The 13,234-nt window shown below is 64.1% G+C and carries 14 protein-coding genes; 8 read left to right on the top strand and 6 right to left on the bottom strand.

The window, feature by feature from the left end; all coding sequences use genetic code 11:
• Window positions 1-7: 7 nt before the first annotated feature.
• From AC1RLU_RS01415 to AC1RLU_RS01390, 6 genes are all read left to right on the top strand, one after another.
• On the top strand, window positions 8-1,444 hold the full coding sequence (locus AC1RLU_RS01415) for a multicopper oxidase family protein (protein WP_492793572.1): 1,437 nt from the start codon (window positions 8-10) through the stop codon (window positions 1,442-1,444).
• Between the two features lie 26 nt (window positions 1,445-1,470).
• A complete protein-coding gene (locus AC1RLU_RS01410; RefSeq protein WP_492793571.1) occupies window positions 1,471-1,953 on the top strand; it encodes a cupredoxin domain-containing protein in 483 nt (160 codons plus the stop codon).
• 25 nt (window positions 1,954-1,978) lie between these two features.
• Window positions 1,979-2,257, top strand: a complete 279-nt coding sequence (locus AC1RLU_RS01405; RefSeq protein WP_492793570.1) for a copper-binding protein — start codon at window positions 1,979-1,981, stop codon at window positions 2,255-2,257.
• Window positions 2,254-2,547, top strand: a complete 294-nt coding sequence (locus AC1RLU_RS01400; protein WP_492793569.1) for a hypothetical protein — start codon at window positions 2,254-2,256, stop codon at window positions 2,545-2,547. The genes AC1RLU_RS01405 and AC1RLU_RS01400 overlap by 4 nt, the downstream gene beginning before the upstream one ends.
• 75 nt (window positions 2,548-2,622) lie before the next feature.
• A complete protein-coding gene (locus AC1RLU_RS01395) occupies window positions 2,623-2,889 on the top strand; it encodes a heavy-metal-associated domain-containing protein (RefSeq protein ID WP_492793568.1) in 267 nt (88 codons plus the stop codon).
• Window positions 2,890-3,050: 161 nt separating this feature from the next.
• Window positions 3,051-3,542, top strand: a complete 492-nt coding sequence (locus tag AC1RLU_RS01390; protein ID WP_492793567.1) for a DUF411 domain-containing protein — start codon at window positions 3,051-3,053, stop codon at window positions 3,540-3,542.
• A gap of 63 nt (window positions 3,543-3,605) precedes the next feature.
• Here the strand turns inward: AC1RLU_RS01390 and AC1RLU_RS01385 are convergent, their stop codons facing one another.
• From AC1RLU_RS01385 to AC1RLU_RS01360, 6 genes are read right to left on the bottom strand one after another with little or no spacing between them, the layout of a single operon-like run.
• Window positions 3,606-4,202, bottom strand: a complete 597-nt coding sequence (locus AC1RLU_RS01385) for a HutD/Ves family protein (protein WP_492793566.1) — start codon at window positions 4,200-4,202, stop codon at window positions 3,606-3,608.
• Window positions 4,203-4,215: 13 nt separating this feature from the next.
• The gene (locus tag AC1RLU_RS01380; RefSeq protein WP_492793565.1) at window positions 4,216-6,096 is read right to left on the bottom strand and encodes a dipeptide ABC transporter ATP-binding protein; all 1,881 of its coding nucleotides are present in this window, start codon (window positions 6,094-6,096) and stop codon (window positions 4,216-4,218) included.
• Window positions 6,096-6,953, bottom strand: a complete 858-nt coding sequence (locus tag AC1RLU_RS01375) for an ABC transporter permease (protein WP_061970207.1) — start codon at window positions 6,951-6,953, stop codon at window positions 6,096-6,098. Before AC1RLU_RS01375 ends, AC1RLU_RS01380 begins: the two co-directional genes overlap by 1 nt.
• Window positions 6,931-7,890, bottom strand: coding sequence for an ABC transporter permease (locus AC1RLU_RS01370; protein WP_492793564.1), 960 nt, complete (start codon window positions 7,888-7,890; stop codon window positions 6,931-6,933). Before AC1RLU_RS01370 ends, AC1RLU_RS01375 begins: the two co-directional genes overlap by 23 nt.
• Window positions 7,891-7,916: 26 nt before the next feature.
• Window positions 7,917-9,410, bottom strand: a complete 1,494-nt coding sequence (locus AC1RLU_RS01365; protein WP_492793563.1) for an ABC transporter substrate-binding protein — start codon at window positions 9,408-9,410, stop codon at window positions 7,917-7,919.
• 30 nt (window positions 9,411-9,440) lie between these two features.
• On the bottom strand, window positions 9,441-10,394 hold the full coding sequence (locus AC1RLU_RS01360) for an N-formylglutamate amidohydrolase (protein WP_492793562.1): 954 nt from the start codon (window positions 10,392-10,394) through the stop codon (window positions 9,441-9,443).
• Between the two features lie 58 nt (window positions 10,395-10,452).
• Here AC1RLU_RS01360 and AC1RLU_RS01355 point away from each other — a divergent pair, with 58 nt between their 5' ends.
• Window positions 10,453-11,487: a LacI family DNA-binding transcriptional regulator gene (locus AC1RLU_RS01355; protein WP_492793561.1), complete on the top strand. Its 1,035-nt coding sequence runs from the start codon at window positions 10,453-10,455 to the stop codon at window positions 11,485-11,487.
• 452 nt (window positions 11,488-11,939) lie between these two features.
• Window positions 11,940-13,223 carry an ABC transporter substrate-binding protein gene (locus AC1RLU_RS01350; protein WP_061970700.1) on the top strand — a complete coding sequence of 428 codons (1,284 nt, stop codon included), beginning with the start codon at window positions 11,940-11,942 and terminating at the stop codon, window positions 13,221-13,223.
• Window positions 13,224-13,234: the final 11 nt, after the last annotated feature.

Genomic DNA, 13,234 nt, shown 5'->3' with positions numbered 1-13,234 from the left:
GACGGATATGACATCCCTTTCCCGCAGAGGCTTCATCGGCTCGTCCGGACTGGTGCTGGCCGGTGCCGCAGCGGTCTCGGGCCGCAGCGCCTTCGCCGCCGCCCCGGAAGCGCCGACCATGGCGGAGGCGACGACGCAGGCCCCGCTCGTGCCGACCACCGGGCCCGACTACCAGCCGGTCGCGACGCTCAACGGCTGGACGCTGCCCTGGCGGATGAACGGCGACTGGAAGGAATTCCATCTCGTCGCCGAGCCGGTGGTGCGCGAGCTCGCGCCCGGCATGAAGGCCTATCTCTGGGGCTATAACGGCCAGTCGCCGGGGCCGACGATCGAGGCGGTCGAGGGTGACAAGGTCCGCATCTACGTCACCAACAAGCTGCCGGAGAGCACGGCCGTGCACTGGCACGGCCAGCGCCTGCCCAACGGCATGGACGGCGTCGGCGGGCTGACGCAGCCGCATATCCCCTCGGGCAAGACCTTCGTCTACGAGTTCCTGCTCCGGCGCTCCGGCACCTTCATGTACCACCCGCATTCGGACGAGATGGTCCAGATGGCGATGGGCATGATGGGCTTCTTCGTCGTCCACCCCAAGGACCCGGCCTTCCGCCGCGTCGACCGCGACTTCGTCTTCCTGCTCAACGCCTTCGACATCGAGCCCGGCTCCTATGTCCCGCGCGTCGCCGAGATGACCGAGTTCAACATGTGGTGCTGGAACAGCCGCGTGTTCCCGGGCATCGACCCCTTCGTCGTCGGCCTGAACGACAAGGTCCGGATCCGCTTCGGCAACCTGACCATGACCAATCACCCGGTCCACATGCATGGCTACGAGTTCAAGGTCTCCTGCACCGATGGCGGTTGGGTCGACCCGGCGGCAGCCTGGGACGAAGTTTCGATCGACGTCGCGGTCGGCCAGATGCGCGCCTTCGATTTCGTCGCCGACGAGCCGGGCGACTGGGCGATCCACTGCCACAAGTCGCATCACACGATGAATGCGATGGGGCATTCGGTGAAGAACTATATCGGCGTCAGCAAGAAGGACCTGGCGAAGCGCATCGCCAGGATCGCGCCCGGCTACATGCCGATGGGCTCGCACGGCATGGGCGAGATGGGCGCGATGGAGATGCCCCTGCCCGACAACACCCTGCCGATGATGACCGGCTTCGCCCAGTTCGGCCCGGTCGAGATGGGCGGCATGTTCTCGGTGGTGAAGGTCCGCGAGGGGCTGGCGAAGACCGACTACAAGGACCCCGGCTGGTTCAGGCATCCCGAGGGAACCGTCGCCTACGAACTCAAGGGCGCGAAGCTCGGCGAAGCGCCGCGCGCGACCCCGCCCGAGAGCGGCGTCCAGGCGGCCGAATGGCGCGCCAAGGACCAGCGCAAGCCGAGCCTCGGGCCGGACGGTAAGCCACGCCCGGCGACCAAGAAGCCGCATTCCAACCACTGACACGCCATCCCAGCCAGGAGAGCCTCATGGGCATAGCAGCATTCAAGCTCGCCGCGATCGCGGTCATCCTCTCAGCCGGAGCAGCCATGGCCGGCCCCGGCGGCGCCGGGCACGGCCACGGCGATGAGACCGCTTATGGCAAGGCCGGAGACCCGAAGAAGCCGGCCCGCATCGTCCAGGTCGTGATGGCCGAGAGGGACGGCAAGATGTCCTTCATCCCGGACCGCGTCGAGGCCCGCCGCGGCGAGCAGATCCGCTTCCAGCTCCGCAACAATGGCGAGCTCGACCACGAACTCGTGCTGGCGACGCTGGCGGAGAACCTCAAGCACGCCGTCGAGATGCAGAAGAACCCCGACATGGAACATGACGATCCGAACGCCAAGCGGCTCGCGCCGAAGAAGACCGGCGAGATCGTCTGGGCCTTCACCAAGGCCGGCGAGTTCGACTTCTCCTGCCTGATCCCCGGCCACCGCGAAGCCGGCATGACCGGCAAGATCATCGTCAAGTGAACGCTCTCAGCGAAAGGAGCATCCCATGCTGAAAACCGCCGCCACCCTCGCCTTCCTCGTTGCCGCGCTGCCGGCCGCCGCCCAGTCGGTCAGCGGCACCGTCACCAAGATCGACGAGGCCCAGGGCAAGCTCACCATCAATCACGGCCCGATCAAGAATCTCGACATGGACAGCATGACCATGGTGTTCCGGGCCGGCGACCCGGCCATGCTCAAGGGGCTGAAAGCCGGAACCAAGGTCAAGTTCGACGCCGATCGCGTCAACGGCCAGCTTACGGTGACCAAGCTCCAGAAAGCGAAGTGACGACACCCAAGCGCGGCGGGCGGTCTCGACGCGCCCGCCTTCGCTGGGTCGTTTCGATCGCCGCGGGGGTCGCCATGACAAGCTCCGCGGCCCTCGCCTCCGATGGCGATCTGCAACGAACCCTGCTCGACAACGGCTGCATCGAGCCGCAGATCGAGACGGTTCTGCAACAGCGCGATCTCATCGCCTACCGGGCGAATTGCCTTGGCACTTCGCACAAGATCCTTGTCATCGTCTGCAGCAGGGGCCGGTGCAGCCCAAACCCCTCGACCAAAGATCGCGGTGGCTAGCAAAAGCCGCTTGACCTTCCCACGATGGGAAGGAGCACGTTCCGGCCATCGCCACATCGAAAGGATGATGCAGACATGTGCTCCTGCCAACAGCACGCGAAGCCCGCAACCGAGACGGCCGCGCCGACCGGCGACGCCGTGGCCTTTCTGGTCGAGGATATGACCTGCGGCCACTGCGCAGGTACGATCAAGGCTGCAATCGAGGCCAGATTGCCGGGAACCGCCGCGACTGCCGACCCCGGCTCCAAGCGCGTGAGCGTGCTGGGCTCGGACGACTATGCCGCGATCAAGGCCGCCGTCATCGCAGCCGGCTACACGCCGAGCCCGGAACCGATCAGCTGATGTCAAGGAGGGCCGGCCTTCGCGATCGGCCCTCATCGCCTGCGGCTGCGAACGGGGCGACGCGAAACGGTGCTCGATGACACGGGTGCCGCGATCGAGAGCGCAGGCGCCACGAATGAGGCGGCAGTGGTAGAATTGGACGTCGAAGAAGAGAGATCGTCATGACCAACGCATTTCTGCCATCCCGCCGCGCGCTGATGCTCGGCCTCGCGCCGACAACCGCCGGCCTCATGCTGTGGCTCCCCGCGGTCGCTGCCGAGGCATTGCCAAAGATGACCGTGACGCGCGACCCGAATTGCGGTTGCTGCGGCAACTGGGTCGCGCATGTGAGGACCGCCGGCTTTCCGGTCGAGGTGATCGAGGTCGCGGATGTTGCGCCGCTCAAGACCCGGCTCGGCGTGCCCGATGCTCTCGCCTCCTGCCATACCGCGGAGATCGGCGGCTATGTCGTCGAGGGTCATGTCCCGGCCGAGGCGATCAAGCGCCTGCTGGCCGAACGCCCGAGGGCGACCGGCCTTGCCGTCGCGGGCATGCCCGTCGGCTCGCCCGGCATGGAGGTGCGCGGGCAGGCGCCCGACAGTTACGAGGTCGTCATCTTCTCAGCCGGCCGGCAGAACATCTTCGCGCGCTACCGCGGGCTCGATCAGATCTGATCTGCCGCCCATTCGCTCTCGGCGACCTGGGCCGAATGCACGAGGCATCGCAGGCGCTGATCTTCATATCCGGTAAATCGAGGAGACCACAGCAGAACCCGATCTGATGACTATCGATACAGCTGATTCAATCTCAAGGGCGACGGTATCGCCTTCCACAATGTCGATTTCAACGCCTTGAACCAGCGCACGAGCATCACCCGCGACGGCCAATACGAGATGCGCTCCTGCCGGAAACTCGCTATCAGCCTCAGCAGTGAGGACTGCCATTTCTCCTGTCGCCAAGCTTCGATCGAGCATCAGATTCAAGACTTTGACAGCCCCCTTTTCCGGTCGGCTGATGATCTTGAGTTCGCCACCGTATCGAACGGGTTTCAGCGGCGTTGATAGGTCGATTGTGCCGGAAGGCGTATCGAGATAGAGGCCTTCGCCTTCGATTACGACCTGGTGGCGTTCATAGCCGCTATGGTCGGAGAACGGCAGAGCCGTCGGTATCTCGGTTGCGGCGAGACGCCAGACCAGCCCGTCCCAGCCCTCTCCCGCTACGTTGTCGATCCGCTCCTCGGCGATGATGTCCGTCGAGCCCAGCCCGTTCTTCCAGGGCTCGACCGTGCAGGCGGCCCGCGGCAGGTAGCGATAGCTGATCGCGCTGTTGGTCATGGCAATCCGATCCCTAACGGTCCAGGTTCGCGCGCAGCTCGGGAACCTTGGGCACGGCCGCCAGCAACGCCTTGGTGTAGGGGTGCTGCGGCCTGTCGATGATGGCCTCGGTGCTGCCGACCTCGACGATCGTCCCGTGGCGCATCACGCAGATCCGATCCGCGATGTAGGAAACGACCGAGAGATCGTGCGTGATGAAGAGATAGGCCAGCTTGAACTGCTCGCGCAGGTCGAGAAGCAGATTGAGGATCGAGGCTTGCACGGAGACGTCGAGCGCCGAAACCGCTTCGTCGCAGACGATGAAGCGAGGATTCGTGGACAGGGCCCTGGCAATGCCGACGCGCTGCTTCTCGCCGCCGCTCATCTGGTGCGGGTAGCGTTCGGCGTAGCTGGCATCCAGGCGAACGAGGTCGAGCAGCTCCGCGACGCGCCTTTGGCGTTCCTCGCGACCGAGCCCGACAAGCTCCAGAGGTCGTTCGAGCGTTTCTCCGATCGACTTGCGTGGGTTCAGCGAGGAATCCGGATTCTGGAAGATGATCTGCGCCCGCTTGAGCAGGTCGCGCTTCTCGGAGCGGCTGGCATTCAACAGCTGGGCCCCATCGATCGCGACTTCACCCGAGGTGGGCGAGATCAGGTCGATCAGGCAGCGCCCGAGCGTCGTCTTGCCGGAGCCGCTTTCGCCGACGAGCCCGACGATCTCGCCCTCATGGATGGTGAGCGAGACCTTGTCGACCGCCCGGACCACCTTCCGGCCGAAGCTGACCCTCGGTACCCAGCCATCGAGCGAAAACGATATCCCGTCCATCGCGCCGCCGGCCTCGAACGTGCGCTCGACATCGCGTGCCACGACGATCGGCTTCCCGTCGCCGGCGTCGACGCGACGCGGGATCGTCTCACTACTCTCGATGCGCCATGGCGTTCTTGCGAGCTCGCTCGCGCGCCAGCAAGCTGCCGCCACATCCTCGCCGATAGGTGTGATCGCAGGGGGCGTGGTCTGGCAGCGCGGTTCGGCGAAGTGACACCGGGGCGCGAAGACACAGCCGCTCAATGGTTTCCTGACGTCCGGCAGGCGGCCGGGGATCGGCTGGAGCCGGTGGCGCTCGCGCGACATCTTGGGAAGCGATGCGAGAAGCCCCTTCGTGTAGGGGTGCCGCGGCTCCGTCAGGATGGAAGCGCTCTTGCCATATTCGACGACGCGGCCGGCATAGAGCACGCAGATCTCGTCGCAGATCCGGGAGACGACCCCCAGATTGTGGCTGATGAACAGCATCGACAACGAGCGCGTGATGCGCAGGCTGTCGAGGAGATCGAGGATCTGCGCCTCGATGGTCACGTCCAGGGCGGTTGTGGGCTCGTCGAGGATGAGCACATCGGGATCGCAGGCGAGCGCGCTCGCGATCAATGCACGCTGCTTCATTCCGCCCGATAGCTGGTGCGGATAGCTCGCAGCCATCCGTTCGGGGTCAGGAATCCCCACTTCCTTCAGCAACCGAAGCGTCTCAGCCCGGGCTTCCGCCTCGGTCATTCCACGATGCATCACCAGGGGCTCGGCGATCTGCCGGCCAACCCTGATGGCCGGGTTGAGCGTGGTGAAAGGATCCTGGAAGACGATGCTGATCTTGCCGCCGCGCAACTGGCGACGCTCCTCGGCGCTTTTGGCGTAAAGATCCTCGCCATCGATGACGACGCGGCCGCTATCGATGCTGCCGCCGTTGTCCAGCAGGCCGAGAACAGCCAGCGCAGCCGTGCTCTTGCCGGAACCGGACTCCCCGACGATGCCGAGCACCGTTCCCCGCTCCAGGGCGAAGTCGACATTGTGCAGAATGCGCGCCCGGCCGCCGGACTGAGGAAAGCTGACGGAAAGGTCTTCGACCTTCAGGACATGGTCAGTCATCACCGCCTCCGCGCCAGCCGGGGATCGAGCGCTTCGCGAAGGCCGTCGCCGACGAGGTTGATCGCGATCACGGTCACACAGAGGGCCGCGCCAGCCGAACATGCGATCCAGGGGGCAGAATTGATGAACGGCCGGGCCTCGGCGATCATCAGGCCCCAGTCGGAAGCCGGCGGCTGCACCCCGAGGCCGAGGAAGCTCAGGGCCGCCGCCAGCAGCATCGCGAAGGTGACCCTGAGCGCGGACTCGACGATGATCGGGGGCCAGGCATTCGGCAGGATTTCGTGGAAGAGGATGTACCAGCCGCCCTCGACCCGCGCGCGGGCAGCCTGGATATACTCCTCGCTCGCGACCTCGAGGGTGATACCCCGGGTGAGCCGCGTGATGATCGGGATGTAGACGAAGCCGACGGCCAGCACGGTCTTCCAGAGGCTCGGCGACGTGACCGACAGGATGAGAAGTCCGAGAATGATCGGCGGCAGGGAGATCATGACGTCGACGGCGCGCATGATGGCCTCGTCGGCCCAGCCGCGATAATAGCCGGCGACCAGCCCGAGCGGGACACCGAAGAGGAGGCTGACCGCGGTCGCGCCGAAGCCCATCAGCAGGGAACTTTGGGCACCGTTGAGCACGCGGCTGAGCACGTCCCGGCCGAATTCATCGGTTCCAAGCCAATGGACGGCGCTCGGCGGCATCAGCCGCATGTCGAGCTGGAGCGCGTCGAGGTCGTAGGGCGAGAGGGAGGGACCTGCGATCGCGAGAGCGAGGATCGCGGTCAGGAGAACGCCGCCCCAGATCAGCGATGCTGGAAGGGGCGCGCGCCGGTGCCGGGGCCGACTATTCGCTGCTGCTTCGGCCATATCGGACCTTGGGGTTCAGGAATGCGTAGAGCAGGTCGGCGATCAGGTTCGCCGCCGCGTAGACGAAGGTGATCACCATCATGCAGGCCTGCAGGAGCGGCACGTCCATGTTCTGGATCGCGAACATGAGAAGCCGCCCGAGACCGGGATAGGAGAAGATCGTCTCGACCACGACGATGCCGCCCATCATGATGCCGACGTCGATCGCCAGGATGGTGATCGTCGGGAGAAGGGCGTTAGGCAGGGCGTGGCGCCGGATGACCAGCTTCTCCGGCAGTCCGCGGGCGCGGGCCGCGCGGACATACTGGGTCTGCATCGTGTCGATCATGCTTGAGCGTGTGAGCCGCGAGACATGCGCGATCAGGCCGGTGACCAGCGTGAACACCGGCAGGATCAGATGGCGGGCCCAGGAAGCGAAGCCGCTCGACAGGTCGCTGTACCCCGTGGCCGGGAACCAGTTGAGGTAGCCGGCGAACAGCATGACGATGACGATCGCCCAGAGAAATTCCGGGATGGCGATGTTGATATAGGTCGCGACGGAGACGATGTGATCCGAGATCCGGCCGTGCCGGACGCCGGCATAGACGCCCAGCGAGATGCCGAGAAGCGCGACCAGGCCGATCGAGATGCCTGCGAGGATCGCCGACTTGCCGACCGCATCCCATAGGACGGGTGCGATCGGACGATCCATCACCAGCGACCGGCCGAGGTCGCCCTGAAGCAATCCCGTCGCCCAGCGCAGATACTGGACATAAGCCGGGTCGTTCAGGCCGAGCTTGGCCTCCAGCGTCGCCACGTCCTGGGGCGAGGCAAAATCACCCAGGATCATGTAGGCGACGTTGCCCGGCATGACCTGCGTGATCCAGAAGATGAGGACGGACATGACCGCCATCGTCAGGGCGATGGACAGCAGTCGCTTGAGAACGTAGCCGGCCATGCTGACCTACCTCGCCGAGATGCGTCTTAGAAATGAGCGCGGCGCAAATCCATCCAGGAATACGGATGAGTCCTGTAGCCCTGGAGGTTGTTGCGGTAGGCGGTAGCGAAGTTGATGACGTACATCACGGCACCCGGCACGTCCTCGACAGCGTATTTCTGGAACAGCTTGTATTGTTCCTTGCGCTCGTCTTCCGACGTTGCCAGCCGGCCCTTGTCGAGCACGGCATCGATCCGTTCGCTCTTGAAGTTCCACATCTGCTTATTCCAGGAGCCACTGGAGTGGTACCAGGGATAGGTGGCGGTATCGATCGTCGGCCGCGACAGATAGCCGTCCATGTAGAAGGGGGCCTTGCCCGCGACGGTCGCGCCCCAGCGGCTGTACGGCACCCGCTCGAGCTTCACATTGATGCCCGCCGGCTTCAGCATCTGCTGGATCGCGACGGCTGCGCGCTCGCGGGTCGGCCGCCCGACAGGCACGTTGAGCGTGATCTCGAAGCCGCGGGGATATCCGGCCTCCGCAAGAAGCTTCCGGGCGCCGGCGACGTCGGGCTTCAGCGGCAGCGATGCGTCGAAGAAGGGGTGGTTGGGTGGAATCGGCGTGTGCGTGGGCGCGCCCTGGCCGAACAGCGCGAACTGGACCAGTTGCGCCTTGTCCAGCGACTTCAGCACCGCCTGCCGGACGCGCACATCCGTGAACGGCTTCAGGTCGTTCTTCATGACGATGCCGTCCCAGGTGCCGGTCGGCACGGGATCGACCTTGATCGCCTGCGACGCCGACAACTCCTTGATGGCCTCGAGCGGCACGTTCCAGAGAATGTCGATGTCGCCGGCGTTCAGCGCCGCGATCTTGGCGGCGTCCTCCGGCATGATGCGGAGCGTGACCTGCTTCAACTTGGGCAGGCCATCCTCCCAATAGTCGGCGTTCTTGACCGCGACGAGCTTATCGCCGGGCGTATAGGACTCGAATTTGAACGGGCCGGTGCCGATCGGCTTGACGAGCATGTCGTCCATCGAAACGCCTTTGGGCACGATCTTGAGATGGCGCTCGATCAGCATTTCCGGCCAGGAGCCGTAAGGCTGATGCAGCACGAACTTCACCGTGAGCGGATCGGGCGTCTCGATCGTCTTGACCATCTCGGCGGTCGAGCGTGCGCGGGAGGCCAGTTGCGGATCCGCGAGCAGCGCGAAGGTGTGGACCACATCCTCGGCAGAGAAGGGCTTGCCATTGTGGAATTTCACGCCGTCACGGAGCTTGAAGGTCCACTCCGTCGCGTCGGCATTAGCGGTCCAGGAGGTCGCCAGCTCCGGTTCGAGCTTGAGGTCCTCGGAGATGCGGACCAGGCCGTTGAAGAGGAGGACGCCGACATTGTACTCCTCTGCCGTCGTGCCGCGGCCCGGGTAGAGGCTGTTGACGTTGCTGTTCAGCGTCGCGACGAGGCTGTCCTTGACCTGCGCATCGGCCGATGGGGACAACACCAGGCAAGGAATCGCCAGAGTTGCGGCAAGTAGCTTGTTCATGTTCGTCCCCATTTCTTTTTTCGGAATGTCTCAGCCGCGATGAGCGGCGAATTCCTTCAATGCGCCAGCGAGGTCGGCGATAGCCTTCTGAAGCTCTGAAAAGCCCGCATTCCTGGTGAGGCTTTCCTCGTCCATGTACAGCTTGCGGTTGACCTCGATCTGCAGGCTGTGGCGGCCGCTCTCCGGATCGCCATGACGCGTCACGCATTCGGCGCCGGCGTAGTGGAAATTGGAGGTCACGCGATAGCCGTGCCGCTTGAAGGTTTCCTCGACAAGGTTGGAAAGCTCCGGGGAGCAGCTCTTGCCGTTCAGGTCGCCGATATCGATGTCCGATCGCGGCGAGCCTGCATCGAGCGTGGACCGGCCGCCGATGGAAGCCATGCTGTGGCAACTGATGTGGTAGCTGGCCGGCGAAGCCTTCCGCTGCTCGGAGATGATCCGGGCGAGCTCGTCATGATAGGGCAGGAAGTAGTTCTCGATGCGGTTGCGGACGTCCGCCGCCGTGAGCTTGCCGTCATAGAGAGAATTGTTGCCGGCGGCGCTGTGGATCAGGCCGATGCCGAGCTGGGACTTGACCGTCGGACTCAGGATCCCGGGGCCTGCCCATTCGTCGCTGAGGAGCTGCGGATCGACATCGGTCTCGTGGCGGTTCGCGTCGATATAGGCGTTGGGAAATAGCGCATAGAGCAACGTCGCCCCGGCCGTCGGAACGACGCTGTAGAGCTCGTGCAGGTACATCGACACCGAGCGATGCACATCCTGGAAGCTTGCGTCCGGGCGGAAATCGCAAGGGTACCAGGTTCCGCTTCTCGGCACGTCAAATACCACGGGTGAAGCGACGCCGGCCGGGTCGGTCCGGAGCATAACGCCAGGTACGAGAAGCATGGGATAACTCGGCGGTAAGTGAAAAGGAAATCGATTTCCTAACCCTATGAAGCCGGCCTGCCGATTGTCAAGCGCATGGCTTCCATGCTTGCTCACCATGAGTTGACGTCTCGCATCTGCGATAGAGCGGACCAGGGGCAACGGGCGAGGAAAACGCGTGCCGGAGCAGTTTCGGAAGGGTGTTCTCGTCCCGCGCCTTGATGATGTTGCGGCTGCGGCGGGCGTGGCCAGGTCGACGGCTTCCCGGGTCATGAGCGGCGAAGCCACGCTGACGATCCGCGAGGAAACACGGCAGCGCGTGCTCGATGCCGCGGCGAAGCTCGGCTATCGGCCCGACACCCGGGCGCGCGCGTTGCGTCTCAAGCGAACCTACGCGCTTGGTATCGTCGTGCCCGAAATCGACAATCCGGCTTTCGGCACGATCATACGCAGTGCGCAGAAGGCCGCGATCGAGCGAGGGTATTCGCTCTTCATCTCGCTCGCCGACAAGGACCAGCCCGACACGGCGCTTTATCGCCGGCTCGTGGAGGGCAAGGGCGTCGACGGCGTTCTCGTCACGACCATCAGCGATCCCGGCCTGGTCGACGAGTTGCGCCGCCGTTCGATTAAGCATCTCCTGGTGAATCGCGAACTCGAAGGTCATCAGGGTTCGATCATCGTCGACTATGTCGAGGCGACCGCACAGGTGGTCGAGCACCTTGTCATGCTCGGGCATCGGCGCCTGGCCTTCATATCGGGACCCTTGCACCAGTATGCCGGACAGAAGCGCCTGGAGGGTTTCACGAAGGGGCTTCGTCGCTGCGGGCTCGTGCCTGATGAACAGCTCATCGGCGAGTGCAACTATGGCTGGGCCGAGGCGGCAGAGGTCTTCAAGCGGGCCTACGTGGCCAGCGCGGCCCCGCCATCCGCAGTCTGCGCCGCGAATACGACGATTGCCTCAGGGATGATAGCGGGAGCGCGATCGATCGGGCTGGAGGTGCCGGACGAGCTTTCCGTCATCTCGCTTCTCGACAGCCCGCTCGCGCTGATGCACGTGCCGGCCATTTCAGCCGTGCAGTTCCCGTTCGAGGAGCTGGGGCGCCTGGCTGCGAACGAACTCATTGATGCCATTGAGAATGGATCCGAGATGGAAAATGTTCGGCTCGAGCGTTTCCGTATTGCCGAAAGAGGTTCTGTTTCCAGCTTGAGGTGAGGGCTCGACAAGGCCCATTATCTGACGGGCGCGCAACGTCTGCTTGTGGCGCGGCGCGGCCGCATTGGCGCGCATGATCCGCCATTCGGCGGAGCGCGATGATATAACGGACCTGCTCTCATGTGAGCCCGAGCTGCCGCCGTGGGCGCCCGTGCGAGCTTCCTGTCGACATTCATGACTCCAACGTCCGAATGCTGGCGCCATCTGCTCGTCACTTTCGAGAAGCTCGCTACCGCGTGCCGCCCTTGGATGGTGCAGCGCCCTACCCCGGCGGAGGCAGAAGCGGCCTATGTAGTAAATATAAAAAATTAGACCTTCCATCGCGACTATGCGATTGTGCTGCGCCAAATTCTGTAATTATTCTACATGGGACGAAAGAGGGTTTCGCGCCCTGCGTCTTGACGCAACGACTCTAGACGCAGCGAAATTCGAACAAACAAGGGAGGGGACAAATGCGTTTGACGAGACGGCATTTCTTCGCCGGGGCGGCGGCCGCCTATGCCGTGCCTTATGCGGCGGGTCAGGCGTTCGCGCAGGGCAAGCAACTGAATGTGTTTGCCCATCGCGTCCTGCAGAATGTGTCCAATGGCACCGCCGGCGGCGATGTCACGGCAGGTTTCACGGCGGCTAACGGTGTCGGCATCAATTGGGCCACGTTCGAGACCGGGCCGCTGCACGATCGCGTGTTTCGCGAAGCCTCGCTCGATCAGTCGACGATCGATGTCGCCTTCCTGCTCAACACCTATGCGACGCCGCGCGTCACGACCTTGTTCGAACCGCTCGACGCCTACATGAAGAGCGACCCGATCGAGAAATTCGACGACATCTTTCCCGGCCTTGTGAAGGCAGTGACCTTCGACGGGCAGCTTTTTGCCGTGCCCTTCCGCCATGCTTCGACCGGGCTGCACTACAACGAGGAAATCTTCGCCGAATGCGGGGTTTCCGGCCCGCCCAAGTCGATCGAGGAATTCATCGACATAGCCAAGAAGTGCACCAGGAAGCGGCCCGACGGCACGCCGGCCGTAGGCTTCATTCTGCCCGGAGTCGCCTATCCCGAGGTGATCGCCTTTGCCCGCGCCTGGGACGCCGACTTCATCACCCCCGACATGAAGGTCGTCGCCAATTCCGAGCCGATGGTAAAGGCGCTGACCGCCATTCGTCAGCTCTTCGAGGCGGGCGCCGTGCCGCGCAATCTCACCGGCATGAAAGCGGAGGACGCGAACACCTGGATGCAGACCGGCCGTGCCGCGATGGCCATGAGCTCGATGAGCCGCAACGGGCTCTACAACGACCCCAAGAAGTCGCAGGCCGCCGGCAAGATCAAGACGACGTTCTTCCCGGTCGCGAAGGCATTGCTGGGAAAGTACGATGTCGCGCCTGCCAAGGTCGAGTTCTGGAGCATGGCGATCCCGAAGAATTCCCAAAACAAGGACCTCGCCTGGAAATTCGTTAAGTGGATGTCGTCTCCACAGGCGGCGCTGGGGGCAGCCCTCAACGGAAACGGGCCGGTCCGCAACTCGACCTATGATGACCCGCGCATCATCGAAGCGCTGCCCTATGCGCAGGACGAGCGGCGGGTCCTCGCCGTCTCGCGCGTGCCGCTGCCTGCCTTCAACGAAGCGGCCCGCGCCGCCGACTTCTTCAAGGAAGAAGCCGAAGCTGCGGTGCTGGGCATGAAGACGCCGCAGCGGGCGATGGATGATCTGACCGTTCGCGTACAGGCACTTTTGAAATGAAGCGGAAGGGG

The organism is Allobosea sp. GW822-FHT05A11 (genome assembly GCF_058800455.1).
This window is presented reverse-complemented; position numbering and strand designations above follow the sequence as displayed.